The 17,117-nt window shown below is 57.7% G+C and carries 11 protein-coding genes; 3 read left to right on the top strand and 8 right to left on the bottom strand.

The annotated features are described in order from the left end of the window. Positions 1-67 precede the first annotated feature (67 nt). The 4 genes from AC2FF8_RS12645 to AC2FF8_RS12630 form a co-directional block, all read right to left on the bottom strand. Entirely contained in the window at positions 68-1,252 is a 1,185-nt protein-coding gene (locus AC2FF8_RS12645) for an amino acid aminotransferase (protein ID WP_496879859.1), read from the bottom strand. Further along, positions 1,252-2,106 carry a 3-mercaptopyruvate sulfurtransferase gene (sseA, locus tag AC2FF8_RS12640; protein WP_480685610.1) on the bottom strand — a complete coding sequence of 285 codons (855 nt, stop codon included), beginning with the start codon at positions 2,104-2,106 and terminating at the stop codon, positions 1,252-1,254. Before sseA ends, AC2FF8_RS12645 begins: the two co-directional genes overlap by 1 nt. Positions 2,107-2,177: 71 nt before the next feature. Then, positions 2,178-2,447, bottom strand: coding sequence for a CBU_0592 family membrane protein (locus AC2FF8_RS12635; protein WP_496879858.1), 270 nt, complete (start codon positions 2,445-2,447; stop codon positions 2,178-2,180). Continuing rightward, positions 2,444-3,007 (bottom strand): helix-turn-helix domain-containing protein, encoded by a 564-nt coding sequence (locus tag AC2FF8_RS12630; protein WP_496873162.1) that lies wholly within the window; start codon positions 3,005-3,007, stop codon positions 2,444-2,446. Before AC2FF8_RS12630 ends, AC2FF8_RS12635 begins: the two co-directional genes overlap by 4 nt. Positions 3,008-3,114: 107 nt before the next feature. Between AC2FF8_RS12630 and ilvD the strand changes: the two genes are divergently transcribed. Further along, complete coding sequence (ilvD, locus tag AC2FF8_RS12625) at positions 3,115-4,947, top strand: dihydroxy-acid dehydratase (protein ID WP_170345744.1); 1,833 nt, start codon at positions 3,115-3,117, stop codon at positions 4,945-4,947. 199 nt (positions 4,948-5,146) lie between these two features. On the opposite strand, the gene AC2FF8_RS12620 is transcribed toward ilvD, so the two are convergent. Beyond that, the gene (locus AC2FF8_RS12620; RefSeq protein ID WP_496879857.1) at positions 5,147-5,965 is read right to left on the bottom strand and encodes a sulfotransferase family protein; all 819 of its coding nucleotides are present in this window, start codon (positions 5,963-5,965) and stop codon (positions 5,147-5,149) included. Positions 5,966-6,108: 143 nt separating this feature from the next. Here AC2FF8_RS12620 and AC2FF8_RS12615 point away from each other — a divergent pair, with 143 nt between their 5' ends. Together AC2FF8_RS12615 and AC2FF8_RS12610 are read left to right on the top strand one after the other, a co-directional pair. Beyond that, positions 6,109-7,686 carry a DUF5928 domain-containing protein gene (locus tag AC2FF8_RS12615; protein WP_496879856.1) on the top strand — a complete coding sequence of 526 codons (1,578 nt, stop codon included), beginning with the start codon at positions 6,109-6,111 and terminating at the stop codon, positions 7,684-7,686. Between the two features lie 331 nt (positions 7,687-8,017). Next, positions 8,018-11,617, top strand: a complete 3,600-nt coding sequence (locus AC2FF8_RS12610; RefSeq protein ID WP_496879855.1) for a flavoprotein — start codon at positions 8,018-8,020, stop codon at positions 11,615-11,617. Here AC2FF8_RS12610 and AC2FF8_RS12605 read toward each other — a convergent pair. From AC2FF8_RS12605 to AC2FF8_RS12595, 3 genes are all read right to left on the bottom strand, one after another. Beyond that, a complete protein-coding gene (locus AC2FF8_RS12605; RefSeq protein WP_170345747.1) occupies positions 11,614-12,777 on the bottom strand; it encodes a hypothetical protein in 1,164 nt (387 codons plus the stop codon). The two genes, AC2FF8_RS12610 and AC2FF8_RS12605, sit on opposite strands and share 4 nt — an antisense overlap. A 20-nt stretch (positions 12,778-12,797) precedes the next feature. Next, positions 12,798-16,073, bottom strand: coding sequence for an adenylate/guanylate cyclase domain-containing protein (locus tag AC2FF8_RS12600; RefSeq protein ID WP_496879854.1), 3,276 nt, complete (start codon positions 16,071-16,073; stop codon positions 12,798-12,800). 108 nt (positions 16,074-16,181) lie between these two features. Then, the gene (locus AC2FF8_RS12595; RefSeq protein WP_425079408.1) at positions 16,182-17,075 is read right to left on the bottom strand and encodes a LysR family transcriptional regulator; all 894 of its coding nucleotides are present in this window, start codon (positions 17,073-17,075) and stop codon (positions 16,182-16,184) included. Positions 17,076-17,117: the final 42 nt, after the last annotated feature.

The following is a 17,117-nucleotide window of genomic DNA, read 5'->3' as shown; positions in this document are numbered from 1 at the left end:
CACTTCAACCAAAACAAAAAAACCCGGGCATTCGTGCCCGGGTTTCTTGTTTGGGAATGTCTGATAGTCAGACGCCGACGTCAATGATGGCCTTGGCCAGAATCGGCACGGTTGTCGCGTTCAGACCGGCGATGTTCAGGCGGCTGTCGCCGACCATGTAGATGCCGTGTTCAACGCGCAGTTTCTCGACCAGTTCCGGGGCCGCACCCAAGCGCGAGAACATGCCGCGGTGCTGGGCGATAAAACCAAAGCGGTCCGAGCCGCTCAGGCGCTGGAGTTCATCGGCCAGTTGGCGACGCAGGCCCAGCATCGACAGGCGCACCTCTTCCAGTTCGGCCATCCAGTCGGCGCGCAGGGCTTCGTCCATCAGGATCGTGGTCACAACGCGTGCGCCATGGTCAGGTGGAAACGAATAATTCTGGCGGTTCAGGAATGCCAATGTACCCTGGTTCAAAGCGGTCCGCCCGGCATCGGCGCTGATGGCCATCAGCAAACCGGTGCGTTCGCGATACACGCCGAAATTCTTCGAACATGACGCCGCTATCAGGCATTCCTTGACCGAAGACGCGACCAGACGTGTTGCTTGCGCATCCTCTTCCAGACCGTCGCCGAAGCCCTGATAGGCGATGTCGATCATCGCAACGAGGCCAAGTGCGTTGATCAGGTTCACGACCTCCTGCCATTGAACCATGTTGAGGTTGGCGCCGGTCGGGTTGTGGCAGCAACCGTGCAGCAGAACCACGTCACCCGCCTTGGCGGTCTTCAGGTCTTCGATCATGCCGTCGAAATCGACGCCACGTGTGTCACTATCGAAATAGCGGTATTGAACCGTTTCAATCCCAAGGTAGTTCAGGATCGACAAGTGGTTCGGCCATGTCGGGTTCGACACGAAGACGCGGGCCGACGGATTCGCCATGCGGATCATCTCGAACGCCTGACGGCAGGCGCCGGTGCCGCCCGGTGTCGCCACGGCCGCGATATTGCCGCGCTGAACCGAGGTGCCGAGGATCAGACCGATCATCGCATCCGCATAGGCCGGGTCGCCGGCCAGCCCGGTATAGGCTTTGGTTTCCTGCTCTTCCCAGATGCGCTGCTCGGCCGCTTTGACGGCGCGCATGACCGGGGTAATGCCTTCTGCGTTTTTGTAGACGCCGACACCCAGGTCGATCTTCTGATCGCGCGGGTCTTCGCGGTACATCTGCATCAGCGCCAGGATCTTGTCGGCAGGCTGCGGTTTCAGGTTCTCGAACATCAGGTCTCTCCGGTTGCGACGGGCAGGGTCGGGAAGGCACCCCATTCAGCCCATGAGCCGTCATAAAGCGAGTGGTCTTTCTTGCCCATGCGCTCCAGCGCAAGGCTCAGGATCGCGGCAGTCACGCCGGACCCGCACGAAGTGATCGCCGGTTTCGACAGATCGACGCCCGCCGCCTCGAATATGGCGCGGCATTCTTCCGGCGACTTCATGGTGCCATTGGCGTTCAGCAACTGGCCAAAGGGGACATTGCGTGAACCCGGGATATGCCCCGAGCGCAGCCCCTCGCGCGGTTCGGCCTCGGCCCCGGAAAACCGGCTGGCCGAGCGGGCGTCGATAATCTCATGATCACCCAGCTTGGCGGCGGCGGACACTTGCGTGACGTCCCGGACAAGCTGATTTTGCACCCGAACGGTCATATGACGATCACGGATGACCGGCGGCAGGTCTTCAACCTCGCGCCCTTCCGCCTGCCATTTGGGGAATCCACCATCCAAAACCGCGATGTTTTCCTGCCCCATCAGACGGAACAGCCACCAGACCCGCGCGGCCGACATCAGCCCGGCGCCATCGTAGACCACGACCTGATGACCATCGCCCACCCCCATCGCGCGCAGGCGCGACATGAATTTCTCGACCGGAGGCGCCATGTGCGGCAAGTCGGAACGGTGATCGGATATCTCATCAATATCAAAGAACCGCGCACCGGGGATGTGGCCTGCATCATATTCGGCCTTTGCATCACGATTTTGCGCGGGCAAGTACCACGACCCGTCCAGAATCCGCAGATCCGGATCCTTCATATGCGCGGCCAGCCATTCGGTGGATACGAGGGTTTTTGGATCGTCCTGCATCAAAGCCTCCCCTAAGCGCGCTTGATTTTTCCCTATACCCGGCAGCATAGGGGTTCAAGGCTGGATAGCGCTCACCTGGCGCTGCGCAGGCGGAAATGTTGGATAATCCCAATGAGGCTGATCAGAATCCAGAACCCCTCGATCAACATCGATGCGAGATTGAAATTCTGGAGCAGGGAATAGACGATCAGCACCGAGCCAACCAGGTTGATCACCGGAAAGGCCAGATCATCCGAGTTCATTATCCGCATCTGTGTCGCGAAATACGCGGCGACCACGATCAGGGCCCCGAAAGAGCCGATGGCGTCAACGATGGTCAGACTGTCGAAAAATGCGGTCATGAATGGGCCTTGCCGTTCTCTACAAACTCGGTGTGTTGGGCGTAATGGTGCATGTTCAGAAAGGCCGCCCCCTTTGGACCGGCGCGATACCCGTGCGGAAGATCCGCCGCGAAACGCAACCCCTGCCCGGCCTGTAGGGAAACCCACTCGTCTCCGCGCAGGATCTCAAGCGTGCCGTTCAGAACAAAGACCTCCTCGGTCACGCCTGTCGCGTGGGCGGGCGACTCGTGGCTTTGGTTCGGTGTGAGGTTGACGTGGAATGTCTCGGCCCCCAGAGCGGGATCGAAGGGAAAGACGATCTTGACCTCGATCGAGCCGGGGAAAGTGACGGTCTGAAAAACCGAAGGATCCCCGTTCATCGTATCGATCAACGCGCTGAGCGGCAGTTGAAACCCCTTGGCAATTTTCCACAGCGTTGCGATGGTCGGGCTGGATTCGCCGCGCTCGATCTGCCCCAGCATGGCTTTGCTCACGCCCGTCATCTCGGCCACTTTCGACAGGCTCAGGCCCGATGCCGCACGCACGTCTCGCAGTTTCAGCGTTATTTCGTCAGAGTCCATCTCATCGTCCCGCGAATCCTCTTGTGCGTTATAGCGCACATGTGGTACGTGCGCTATAACGTACGAACCCCAAGACATGCAACCCGAGGCAACAGGGAAACAGCATCATGCCATTGTACCGATCCAGAACCTCAACCCATGGCCGCAACATGGCTGGCGCACGCGGCCTTTGGCGTGCCACCGGCATGGGAGACGATGATTTTGGCAAACCGATCATTGCCATCGTCAACTCGTTCACCCAGTTCGTGCCCGGTCACGTCCACCTGAAGGACCTGGGCCAGATGGTTGCGCGCGAGGTCGAGGCCGCCGGTGGCGTTGCAAAAGAATTCAACACGATCGCGGTGGATGACGGCATCGCCATGGGCCATGACGGCATGCTGTATTCGCTGCCCTCGCGCGAAGTCATTGCGGATTCGGTCGAATACATGGTCAACGCGCATTGTGCCGACGCGATGGTCTGCATTTCGAATTGCGACAAGATCACCCCCGGCATGCTGATGGCCGCAATGCGCCTGAACATCCCGGCCATATTTGTCTCGGGCGGGCCGATGGAGGCCGGCAAGATCGATATCGCTGATCTGGATGCCAAGAAAATCGACCTCGTTGACGCCATGGTCGCCGCGGCAGACGACAAATTCACCGACGAACAGGTTCAGCACATCGAAGAGAATGCCTGCCCGACTTGCGGGTCCTGTTCGGGCATGTTCACTGCGAACTCGATGAACTGCCTGGCCGAAGCGTTGGGCCTTGCCCTGCCTGGCAACGGCTCGACACTGGCGACACATGCCGACCGCAAAGAGCTGTTCCTTGAGGCAGGCCGCCGCATCGTCGAGATCACCAAGCGCCATTATGATCTGGATGAAAAAGGTTTTCTCCCACGCGAGATTGCCACCTTCGAAGCATTCGAAAACGCCATGAGCCTCGACATCGCCATGGGCGGATCGACCAACACGGTTCTGCATCTGTTGGCCATCGCGCATGAGGGTGGCGTTGATTTCACCATGACCGACATGGACCGCCTGAGCCGCCGCGTTCCCTGCCTGTGCAAAGTCGCGCCCAACACCGAAAATGTGCACATGGAAGACGTCCACCGCGCCGGAGGTATCTTCTCGATTCTCGGAGAGCTCAGCCGCGCTGGCCTGCTGCACGAGGAATGCAGCACGGTGCATTCCGCCACGATGGGCGAAGCGATCGCCAACTGGGACATCAAGGTCGCCAACAATCCCAAGGCGCAGGAGCTGTTCAAAGCTGCCCCCGGCGGTGTGCGCACCACACAGGCGTTCAGCCAGTCGAACCGGTACAAGGAACTGGATACCGACCGTGAAGGCGGCGTGATCCGCTCGAAAGAACACGCTTTCAGCCAGGATGGCGGTCTGGCCGTTCTGTTCGGCAATATCGCCCGCGACGGCTGTATCGTGAAAACTGCTGGCGTGGACGCCAATATCCTGAAGTTTACCGGCTCGGCTTACGTGTGCGAAAGTCAGGATCAGGCGGTCAACGACATTCTCACCGGCAAGGTAAAAGAAGGCGACGTGGTGGTGATCCGCTATGAAGGCCCGCGAGGCGGCCCGGGGATGCAGGAAATGCTGTATCCGACGTCATATCTGAAGTCCAAAGGACTGGGCAAAGCCTGCGCGCTGCTGACCGATGGTCGTTTCTCGGGCGGCACATCAGGCCTGTCGATCGGACATGTATCACCCGAGGCGGCCGAAGGCGGTGAGATCGGCCTGGTGCAGAATGGCGACACGATCGAGATCGACATCCCCAACCGCACCATTCATCTGGCTGTGTCAGACGAAGAGCTGGCCGCCCGCCGCACGGAACAGGACGCAAAGGGGTGGGAGCCCGCCGCGCCCCGCAAACGCAAGGTGTCCACTGCGCTCAAGGCCTATGCAAAGCTGACGACCAGCGCAGCAAAAGGGGCTGTTCGCCAAGTCTGAGCGCCTGCGGGACCGGCTTGCTGAGGCGGCGAGCCGGGATTTCGACCGTCTTCAAGAACTCCCGCGCCCAAATCGCACCATCAGCTTTGCTGATGCCACGTTTGGCCTTGGGCCCGGCTCCGCGCAACGCGCGGCGCCGGGCCCAACCGGAGGAGATGTTTCGCAAGAAAAATCGACGACGGGCGGGAGCACCCCACGGTCAGTCGCCCAGTTTGGCGTGGATTTCGTCCAGATCGATTTCGCCGATCGGCATCTTGTTGGCCGGGTTTTCGAAGTCGTATTTGAACAGCTCGAAATCCTGCTTGTAGATCTCGTAGACCAGATGCATTGACAGATCGTCAAAGTAGTCCTCGACCGGATGCGCACGTTTTGGCCCGTGCCCTTCGGATTCATTGAACCGTGGGATCTCGGACAATTTGACCGGGTGCTTCAGCTCGACATTGTCCAGAACATCCTGCATCCCGTCATTGAACGCTTCTGTCCAGAATATCCGGTCATAGTGACCGCCGTTCACGATGAAAGTGGACACGTGGCCTGACATCGCAGACCAGTGAATGTCCGGGTCCATCGGGCGCCGCCACCGGATCGTATCACGCACAAACAGCAGAAACCGGCGGAAGCTGGCGATCTGGTCAAACTCTCCTTTGCCATCGTCGCCGCCCACTTCGATCCCGTAGTTGTAGATCAGCGTCGGCACCAGATTGCCGCGGTATCTCTTGCCGTTGCGCTGAATGCCGCAGATTTTGTCAAAGAATGAGCTGAGAATGCGGGTGTAGGGATTGCGCACGCAAGTGAACGAATAGGATGCGTGATTGCGCACGTTGTTCGAGATCAGCTCCTGGCTCTGATCAAATGCCCATTTGTGCATGCCGTCCTTGGCATCATGGATATCACCGTCAAAGAACTGACCGTGATCCGAAAAATACATGATCTGACCAATGGTCGAGCAGGCACATTTGGGCACCACACGGTACACCATGCTTTCGCTCTCGGTCATCCAGGTACCGGGAAACCCCATCTGCTGTGCCTCCTCCGCTGGCCAGGTCTCGATGCGATACGCCAGCTTTTGGTTACAAAGAACCAAAATTATTCTGTTTATTCAATCGTTCATCCTCAGTATCACGGTTGAAATCAGGCAGAAACGGATATTGCGTTATCTCTATGGCAAAAGTCGCCTATATATTGCTGTGTCACAAGGACCCTGAGGCCATCATTGCTCAGGCCGAACAACTGACCGCAGTCGGCGATTGCATGGCCATCCATTTTGACGCCAGCGCCAGCGCCAAAGCCTATGAGCGCATTCGGTCCGCACTGGATCAGAACCCCAATGTTACCTTTGCGAAAAAGCGCGTCAGATGCGGCTGGGGAGAATGGTCGCTGGTGCAGGCCACGCTGAACGCCCTGCAAGCCGCCGTGGAAACTTTCCCGCGCGCCACGCATTTCTACATGCTGTCCGGTGACTGCATGGCGATCAAAACCGCTGAATACACGCACCGTTACCTCGACGATCACGACAAGGATTTCATCGAAAGCCACGATTTCTTTGAAAGCAACTGGATCAAGACCGGCATGAAAGAAGACCGGTTGATCTATCGCCACTACTTCAACGAACGTACGCAGTCCAAGCTGTTCTATGCCGCCTATGAATTGCAGAAGCGCTTCGGTCTGACGCGGGACATCCCCCAGGACATTCAGATGATGATCGGCAGCCAATGGTGGTGCCTGCGTCGCAGAACCGTCGAAATGATTCTGGATTTCCTGCGTCAGCGCCGGGATGTGATACGGTTTTTTTCGACCACGTGGATCCCTGATGAAACCTTCTTTCAGACGCTGGTGCGTCACCTGATCCCGAAAAACGAGATTGAAAACCGAACGCCGACATTCCTGATGTTTTCGGACTATGGAATGCCGGTCACGTTCTACAATGACCACTATGACATGTTGCTGGGCCAGGATTATCTGTTCGCACGCAAGATCAGCGCCGAGGCGCATGAGTTGAAGGCCCGGCTCGGTTCGCTCTATGCAAGTGAGGGCGTCGATTTCCCGATCTCGAACGAGGGGCGCAATCTGTACGCGTTTCTCACCGGTCGCGGACGCATCGGCCGCCGGTTCGGACAACGCTTCTGGGAAGCCGGGAGCGTACTCGGCCCGGAACGGGAACTGTTCGTGATCGTCTGCAAGAAATGGCATGTCGCCAAACGTCTTGTCGATCAGATCGCATCTGAAACGGATATTCCTTGCGTCGAATACCTGTTCAACGAAGAAAACACGTTGCTGCCGGACCTGGGCGGGATCGAATCCACACTGACCAAGCGCTCTCGTCACCGGCGCGCCGTTCTGCGCCTGTTGTTCGACAGTTTCGGGTCGGATCAGCTGGCGCTGTGCCTTGACCCGGCCAATCTTGACGCGCTCGAGGATTTCTGCGGCGACCAGGCCAAAACCCACGTGCTTGAGATCGAATGCGAATACTCGGACGATTATCTGATCGGCCACGCGCGTCGCGTCGGGTTGGCCGGAGACAACAGCCCAACGGAAACCGTTGCTTCCTTGCTGCCGACCCTTCGCAACGATCTGGGCTATGAATCCGAACGGATCCGTGCCGCTCGGCTGGACAATTACCTGCGCCTGCGGGAAACGGCCCCGCGCGCCGAGAACGAAGCGGTTATTGCCAGGTTTCTTGGGGTTGGTGAAGACAAAGCCCAAGCCATCATGCAGTTGGATTATCTTTTCCTCGACTGATCCCCAAAGCCCTTCACAGATTGTGTGCTTGAAACTGGGCACCTGTGCCCTGCGCAATCCAAATCGCGGATGGCAAGTGTTCCGCCACGCAAGGCAGCAGCAGCTGCCGCAACTGCACTCGTGATTTTTATTCAAATATCGGATATTGTGCAGCCAATTGGGCCATTTTGTTCATACTTTTTCTATCAGCAACACGGCCCTTGCCAGGAACAAGTACGGAAAACAGGCAGGTCTTTTATTCTGAATGACCGGTGTCCGAGCTTCGAAGAACCAGAAGCACTGGCTGACCGAAGATTGAAATATTGCAACGCAACTCCGGGGGGACACAGTTGTGACCATAGATCAAATTTCCAAATCCAGACCTTACACCCCAAGCGACGCAGACTGGAAGATGATATATGATGTCCTTCCGGGCAAGGCGCAGATCGCCGACCCAGCCGTCATCAACCCACAATTCGAATGTATCGAAGTGACCGGAAACGCGGTTCTGCCGGCGAACGGCATGTATATCGTGCTGCGCGGCGTGGTTCAGCTGCGCCAGAACGGGAATCCATTGGCCAGCGCGGATGTCGGTGATTACTTCTATGAAGAGCACCTGCAAATCTCGGATATACCTGTCAGCCTTGAAGCGCTTGCGCTGGATGGAACCCGGCTGGCGTATCTGTCCAGCAAGAACTGGCTTCAGATACCAGAGAGCGTCCGGCAACCCTGTTTTGCAACGATGTTTGGTGATCTGGTCAGCGTTCAGTTGCAGAACTTTCAGCAGCCAATCAATTGTTGCAGCGTCACGGCGGCCGCTCTCAGCATGTCGGCGCTGGGGTTCAGCTGCGAAGTCAATGACATCTTCCGCGAATGCGCATTGCCCTCGTCCTTTGTCGTGAACGACGGAATCTCGCTGGGCGAGCTTTTTGACGTCGCCTGCACCTACATTCACACGCAGGGGCTGCGCGAGAGGGTTCAGGTTCAGGCCTATTTCATGGACGAAGACACAACCAGTGTGCCTCTGCTGCTTGAGGCGATCGACGAATCCAACCGGCTGGGCGGTGACAACGACATTCTGGTGGCGAATTTCCAGGTCGGTCTTGCCCATGGCAAAGAGAATATGCCCGGCGGCCATTTTGCCGTCATCGCCAAGTGCAATCCAAGCACGGGGCTGGTGCATATGATGGATGTGCACCCTGAAAAATACGGCAAGCTTTGGGTGACAACCGTCGAACGGTTGTGGCAAGCCATGTCGGATCGTGACGGTACCTCGATGCGATCCCGCGGCCTGTTGCGGTTTTCGGCACGGGCAGCGGTCAAGACGCATCTGAAGACCTTCAAGCAGCGGTGCAACTACGTCGACAGCACACGTTACCTGGCGAAAGACCCCAAGAAACGCCGCAACCTGTTCCGCCGGGCGACCCCCAACATGAACTCGATCGGCGTTTTGGTGGAAAGCCTCGCCATCCACGGCGACTACAGGGTGGACGAGGACGAGTTGCTGCGGGCGGCCCAGGTGTCGTTCACGGATACTGTCCGCCGGGTCGCCACCGCCAAAGACATGCACGACATGGTCGAAAAGTATCTCAGCCAATCCGAGAACCTGCATCTGAGCAGCTCGTTCCACAGCTTTGGAACCCGTGACGACAAATCAATCCAGACCCCCGAGGACTGGTTCAAGGCGCAGTTGAAAAGCCTGACCACGAACAGCAATCGCCACCTGATGATCAACATCGACTTCAATCGCGTCACCGGGATCGAGGCGATCCGCCCGCCGGACAACGTGTTTCGGGAAACTGCGTTGCTGGAAGAGTTCTGGTGCCTGTGCATAGACTATGACGAGGATGAAGACGTTGTGACCATAGTTGATATGAGTCCGGCGACCTCGCAGGTCTGGCAAGCGCCGCGCGGCAACATTTTCCGTGGTCTGCGGGATCTCGAAGACCCTGCATTGTTGGTGATCGAAGAGGTCGAGCCGCCCGAAAACCCAAGTGATGTTGCCAGCATCATCAAGCACAATACGATGGTTCTGTTCTACGAGGACGAGGACCCGTGGTCCTATATGCTGCGCAGCATTCTTTCGAATATCGGGGCAACGACCGTCAAGCAGATCGACGTGGGCGGGCGGGATCCCAATATGATCAGGATGCGGCGGCAACTGGTGACGCTTGGGGAAAGACCGGACGTGCCGTATCTGTTTTTCAAAGGGAAATGCATCAGCAAAAGCGAAAAGCTGGAAGACATCGTCGACATGATCCAGGTCGGTGAATTGCAGGCCAGGATGCGCAAGGAAGGGCTGCCGGTATCCGATCTGAACGAAACCCCCAGCCTTGAGAAAAACCCCTTCGGCTACCCAAAAGGGGTGATGAATCAGGTAAACGCCGGAAAGCGAAACGTATTGCTCTGCGCCTGCGGGTCGTCGGCGGCGGACAAGATCCCCGAGCTGGTCGAACGCATCGTCGATGCGGGGCATAACGTGAAACTGATCCCGTCTGTTTCGGCCGAGAAATTCTTTCGCGATTTCGGGGCCGAGCGGATCGACGCCAAGATCACCCATAACGACTATTACCGCGACGACGACGAATGGAATTTCCGCTATTTGAAGTTTGACATGCCGGTGCGCGCTTCGCATCTGGCACTGTGTGACTGGGCAGATTGCGTCATCGTGGCCCCCATCACCTGCAATACGATGGGCAAGGTTGCCAATGGCATCGCCGACAACCTTCTGACCTCGGTCTTCGTGGCTTGGCAATATCAGAAGAAACCTGTGATCCTCTGCCCCGCCTGCAATACGAATATGTGGAACAATATCACCACGCAGAACAACGTCGACAAGCTTAGGACGCTTGGGGTCGATTTCGTCGGACCGCGCGAAGGTCGCCTGTCGAACGGCCGGATGGGCATCGGCATGATGGCAACGCCGGACCAGATCATGGAAGCTTTGGCGGATGCGTTCGAGGAATTGGACGACCAGAAGTATCGCGTCTGCAAATGGGCGCGCGAGGCCGCCGCCGCCGATGACATCAACGAATGGAAGCGCGTGTTCCGCGCCATCGACGAAGGCGTGGTCGGCGTCAACATCGTGGACGAGGCCCACGGAGATTCACTGTTGCACTATGCAGCGGGCGGTGAAGGCGAACTGGGCGAAAGCGGCCATGATCTGGGCAAGCCCGACGATGAGGCAGCCCAGGACCTGATCGACCGGGATATCGACGTCAACCTCGTCAATGACCACGGGTTCACGGCGCTGCATGTGGCGGTGATGAACAAGGCGCCGAAGATGGTCGAGATTCTGCTGGGTGCTGATGACATGGATGCGACCCCGTGCATCGAGTTCGTTCAGGGCATGCAGATCGAACCGGAAATCCGTTCCATGCTGGACAGATGGGCGCAAGATCACAACCTGAAGATGGCAGACCCCGAACAGGGGCGCGACGAAAGCTTCGTGGCCGTCAAAGAACCCTCTTACCTGTATTTCACCTATGGATCCCTGAAGCAGGGATTCCCCAATCATGACGCACACAGCAAAGTTCTGAACGACTTCGTGGGAACGGCGCGCACCCGGCAACCGATGCCCCTGATCATCCCGAAGGAACCATTCTGCGACAATCCCAATTGTGGATATCTGCATCGCATGGCAACCCTTGTGGATCAGCAGGGGATGGGCAAGCAAGTGGTTGGAGAGGTCTACCGTGTCACCGAATCCGGCCTCGGCGAACTGGACAGGCTGGAGGGGTATCACGGCCCCGGCTCACCCGAGAATGTCTATGTGCGCAAGAAGATCAACGTCGTCGTCGAGGGGGCGATGAAACCCGCTTATGCCTATGTGATCGCGGATCCGGAAAAGTACCTGAAAAGCTGGCGCGAGGGTACGTCTGAAGTGGTGAGCGACTATACGCTGGATATGGCGCAGGGCGAACCCAAACCCGGGTTTGAACCGGTGGCCTAACACTCTCGCGTGCTGATCGGTGGCGGTTCGGAACTGTTCTTGATGCTGAGATTATAGGCCGTGATCGCCACCATACACAGCAGCACGAAAGGCCAGAAACTGGCCTTTGGAATCAGGTTGTCCCGATAATGGATGATCCGCAGCGACGGTACCGCCTCGGACGCGAAAAGGTAGGTGTTGATCGAAACCGCCAGCAGCATGAAATACATGAGGAAAAAGAACGACTCCATGTAGATCACGGGCGATCCGGCGAACCCTTCGCGCAGTTGCACATGGGCCAGCAGGATCACGAAGAACAGAACCGAACAGGTGCCGATCACGCTGGACGTGCTGAAGTCATGCCGCTCTACCAGACCCTCGCGGCGCGTGACGGTCATGACCGCACCGAACAGCAGCATTACCACGACCAGCAATGGAATCATGTGCACGATGAACGCGTTTGCGAAATTGCGCTTGATGACGAAGTTGTAATGCAACTCGGGCGTGTTGGTCTGGTAAGCGTTCTGCCGGATGCCCAGCGTCGTATCCAGATTTGACAGCTTGTAATCGAAATAGGTGTTTTCACGCTCCCACGTGCCCATCACGATCCGGTTGTCGATCCCAAAGATGTCATCCGGTCCGGTCGCCGGATAAGCGTCGAAGTCAGGAACCAGCGCGACGTTGGCCTCAAAAGAGGCCGGCCAGAACCGTACCCAAACCGTTTTGTGGTCGAACGGGTAACTGGTGTAGTCGAAGCTCTGGCGCAGAGTTTGTTCGAAATACCAACCAATCAAAACGCCGTCGGGTTGCGGCAACCGATAGGCCTGTTCGATAAGGCCGTTTGCCGTATCGACCGCTTCGGGCAGAAGAAACCCGGCCTCACCTTCGGCAGGAATGATCGCGTCATGTTCACCTGCTTTGTAGTGCTGCCAGATATAGCCGGTGAGCTGTACATCGCTGGCGCCAAGAAAGCTGAAAGACTTTATGAAAATCCCCGTTCTCAAACGGTAGTCCGGTGCAACGTCCAGCTTGCACAGATATGCATCTACCGCAGCCTGGTCAGGCAGTTGCGTCGGGTCTCCTTCGAAGTGGTTCAGTTCGATCCAAAGCTTGAGCAACAAAGCGGCCAACCCAAAGGTCAGCAAACCCGAGATAAGCCACACCTTTCCTTCGACGCTCATTCAGCCTCCTGCCCTGCCGCCTATTCCACCAGAAAATCCGCTCGGCCCAGCAACGATTGCGTGATGCCCATCGCTGCAAACTGCTCATTCAGATCGGCAAATCCGCTATGTTGTGACGGTGGGATTTTCTGCTTCCCGCTCTCGGCCAATAGCCGTGCTTGACGAATGGACAGGTCAACCATTGGCAAAGGCTCATTCTCGGTGAACGCGGCAAGCCCATCCGCATACTCAATCGCGGCATCCCAATCACCGCGCGCCAGCATGACAGCGCTGGCATCGGGGAAAAAATGCAGATGGCTGTGGCCGACACATCCCTCGGCGATGATCTCGGACCCCAGTTTCAAAAGGCGTGTTTGCTCATCCGGGTCCGTTTCGGCCATCGCCAGGGCTGACAGGGCCTTGGGTCCAACAAAGTTGCGGCCATGTTCAAGCGCGATTTCGACTGCTCGCAGACCAGTTTCACGTGCGCGCCCGACCTGCCCGGCATAAACCTGCGTTCTGGCCATGTGTTCCAACGCCTGCGCTTCAAGGCGTTTTGCGCCCACGCGCTCGGCAATTTCGGCAGAGACGCCAAAGGCTTCAAGCGCACGGTCGAGACTGCCCAGAAAGGTTTCGGCCACACCAAGACATGTTTGCGCAACACATTCCGGAACGAAGGCAAAATACGTCTGCGAGATTTCAATCGCCTCATTGGCATCTGCTCGGCCCTGACCGACATCCCCAGTATAGCTGCGCGCCACGCTGAGATTGTGCAGATTGGCCGCAAGGTCCCGAACCAGCCCTTTTTCGCGCGCCCGTTCAGCGGCTTGGGTATAGAACCCCGCCGCCGTCTTCATCGAGGCTTTCATGAAATTGGCGTCGCCAAACCCACTCAGCGCCCCAACTTCAAGGCGCGGGGATTCCAGCTTGCGGGCAAGCAAGAGCGCCCGCTCGTTGGCCTTCAGCGCTTCTTTGTTCCGTCCCAGCGGGAAGTAGACGTTGCCGCGCACATAGCTTATCTGGGCCTCATCTTCCTCAGACCCGCAGCGCTGTGCTGCTGCCTCAGCAATGTCGAGCGCTTCCAGCGCGTCCTGATACAGGCTTGCTTGCCGCGCCGCCTGCGCCAGCCCGATATGGGCCCGGGCGATTTGTTCATCGGTTTCCGCCAAACTGGCCGCGTCCTTGAACTCGTCCAAAGCTTCGTTTGACAACCCCTGCAACCGATGCGTTTCGCCCCGCGCGCACAGCAGGTCAAATCGGACACCCGCCGGGGACGGCAATTCCAAAGCACGCTCGATCAGCGGGCTGGCATCGTCGAACCGGAAGGCTTGGATCAATTTATCCGCAGCCTCCAGATAGGCTTGCGCTGCGTTATTGGCCCCGGCCCGGTCCAGATGCTGGGCGCGCAAGGTGGCGTCTCGATCCTCGAACCACTGTGCCGCCTGTCGATGCAGACGGGCCCGTTCGGATTTGACCAAAGTAGCATAGGACCCGTCCCGAATCAGCGCGTGGGCAAACATGAGATCAGGTCCGGCCTCTCGGATCAGCGCCGACCGGATCAGGTTACTTGTATCCAGATGTCCTTCGCCCAGAATGAAATTCAGAACTTCGGGCGAGAACCTTTGCCCCAGAACCGATGCGGCCTGAAGGGCGGTTCGACTGGCGCGATCCAACGCATCCAATCGCGACTGGACGATACCCTGAATACTTCCGGGCACACTTTCCTGCTTGAGTACGTCTGTGTTGCGCAACAGCTGTTCCAGAAACAACGGGTTGCCGCCCGCCCGTTGGACACATGTCTCCAGCAAATCCTGATCGATGGCTCGGAACTCTTCGACCAGTTGTCTGACATGCTCCTCTCCCATTGGCGCCAGTTCCAGCTTTGACACCAGCGCGCCGTCCGTCGCCATCTGCCAGTCCCTGTCGATCGGATCGCCTTCGGCCCGACTGGACATCATCAACACACAGGGAATGTTCCGCGTCGCTGCGGCGATATGCGAACACGCCGTCAGGATGTCAGGGGTCGCCCAGTGGATGTCTTCAATCTGAATAAGCAGGGGCGATTCCTGGCTGCTGGCCGAAAGCAGTTCCTCAAGAACCTGACGCCGTCCTCGCAGACGGGTCTTGTTATCCATCACGGCATAGACCTCGGCCAGACCCGGGTCTTGCTCAAGCTCAAGCAAGGCATTGAGATGCGCGGCGTTGGAAGGACTGACCCAGCCACTGCTGATCGCGTCTTTTGCGACAGCCACCCCTGTTTCCGCCCCATCCGACGCTTCAAGTCCCAGAATGCTGCGAGCGACGGTCTGAATGGCTGAATGACCTTCGCGCGCACCGAAATCCACCACAACGCCGTTGTGGATTTTGTAGGACAGGCTGGTGGCCAGTTCCGCCACCTGCTCGGACAGGTGGGTTTTTCCAATTCCGGGTTCGCCCAGAACGATATGAACTTCTCCTTTGCCATGGCGCTGGCACCGGTCGAACGTGGCCGAGAAAATCGACATCTCGCGCTCGCGCCCGATGAATTTGTGCCGTCTCGTTCGAATGTTCCTGGCCAGCCGGTCCAGACGCCAGACCTCAACCGGTTCGTTCAGCCCCTTGATCGCCTTGACCCCGATGGAGTCGCCCACGAACAACGGACCCAGCGCGCGTTGAATGTCATGTGAGACCAGCGTTTCCCCTGCCGCTGATATGTCCGTGAGACGGGAGGCCAAGTTTACGCCATCTCCTGTCACCGTGTATTCCGTATGTGACTGGCTGCCGGTTGTACTGGCAATGACCTGACCCGAAGAGATGCCGATATGACAGGAAAGCGGCGGCGACAACGTCGAAAGAACCGCGTGAATTTCAGCCGCAGCGCGTGCTGCCCTTTCGGTGTCGTTGGTATGTGAGATCGGCGCCCCGAAAACAGCCATGACCGCATCACCAATATGCTTGTCGATACGACCGCCGTATTTTTCGACCACATTGTCCACTTTGCTGAAGAACTGATTGAGCAGCGCGTGCAGATCCTCGGCATCCAGCTCGCTGGAAATTTTCGTGAACCCGGTCAGGTCAGCAAACATCACCGTGACCTGCCGCCGCGCGGGTTCATGCGGTGCCGTTGGTTCAGGCTCGGCTGCGGTGTGGGTGGAATCAAGTTGCTCGATGGCACGCAAAAGCCGCCGACGATCGCCGACAGCAGTAACACCGATTTCGATCAGATCCTCTGCCGTCAAATCTGGCAGAATGGAAAAGTCGATCTTGTTGTCAATGAAGGCCTGCGCGTACTCGTTCAATCCATTTGCGCTCAGCCAGCCCCTCAGGTCTTGAGACATATCGCCCCTCTGAAGTCCCCCACTTCAAGCGAGAGCCTAGCATGGCAGCGGGCCCGAGTCTGCAAAAACCAAATTAATTCGTGATTTTGAACAGGGTTAATCCATTTTTCATGCGTTCACCTGGCTTGCATTTCCAAACCCGCTCGACAGGACAAATGAACGGCAGGCCTCGGAGATTTCTCGAAACCGCGCTCGTTCCCTGACATAAAGATACACTTCGCGCCTGTCCGGCAAATCCGAAATCGGACGAAAGGCAACTGCGTCCGGGATGAATTGCGCGACGGTCTGCGGCAGGACAGTGATCCATTGGCCTGCCCTGACCGTCGTGATCAGGGAATGCGTGTTGTGAATGGTAACCTCGGCCCCGTCCAGAATCTCTCGGAAAGGCGCGGACTCGATAAAGTCACACAGGGCGTTTCGAACGAAAGGCTCAGCCACCAGATCCGAAATGACTGGCGGTTCTGCCCGCGTCATCAGCGGATGATCCGACGCCGCAACCAGCCCGAAGCGATCCTGAAACAGCGGCTCTGCACTGACCCCGTTCAGTGGATGATGGCCGGACGCAATGCCGATATCAGACGTGTCGCCGGCAACCGCATCCAGAACCTGCTGCGAATCGCCGTCTCGCAGCTCGATCTTCAGGCCGGGAAAGCGAGACGTCATATGATCCAGCAGGGCAGGAAAGACCAACGCCCCCACGGACGGCACGGATACGATACGGATCAACCCGTGCTCGGCCTGTGCCGCCAGTTCAATGTTCTGAACGGCCTGATCAAAATCCCGCACCTGTTTGAGTGCGAGATCGAGAACTTGCTGACCCAGCGGTGAAAGGTGGTTTTTCCGTTCGCCTTCAAACAGTTTCTTGCCCAGATGCTCTTCGAATTGTTTCAGCATCATTGAGACGGCAGATTGTGTCCGGCCCAGACGGCTGGCTGCCTCGGCAAGGTTTCCGGTTTGGGCCACGGTGCAAAAGCACCGCAGCATTTCCACTTTCACGGCCATGTTTCAATCTTTCTGAAGTTTTCTAAAGTTATTTTAGTTTGA

The sequence above is a fragment of the Ruegeria sp. YTSA144 genome, from assembly GCF_059610125.1.
This window is presented reverse-complemented; position numbering and strand designations above follow the sequence as displayed.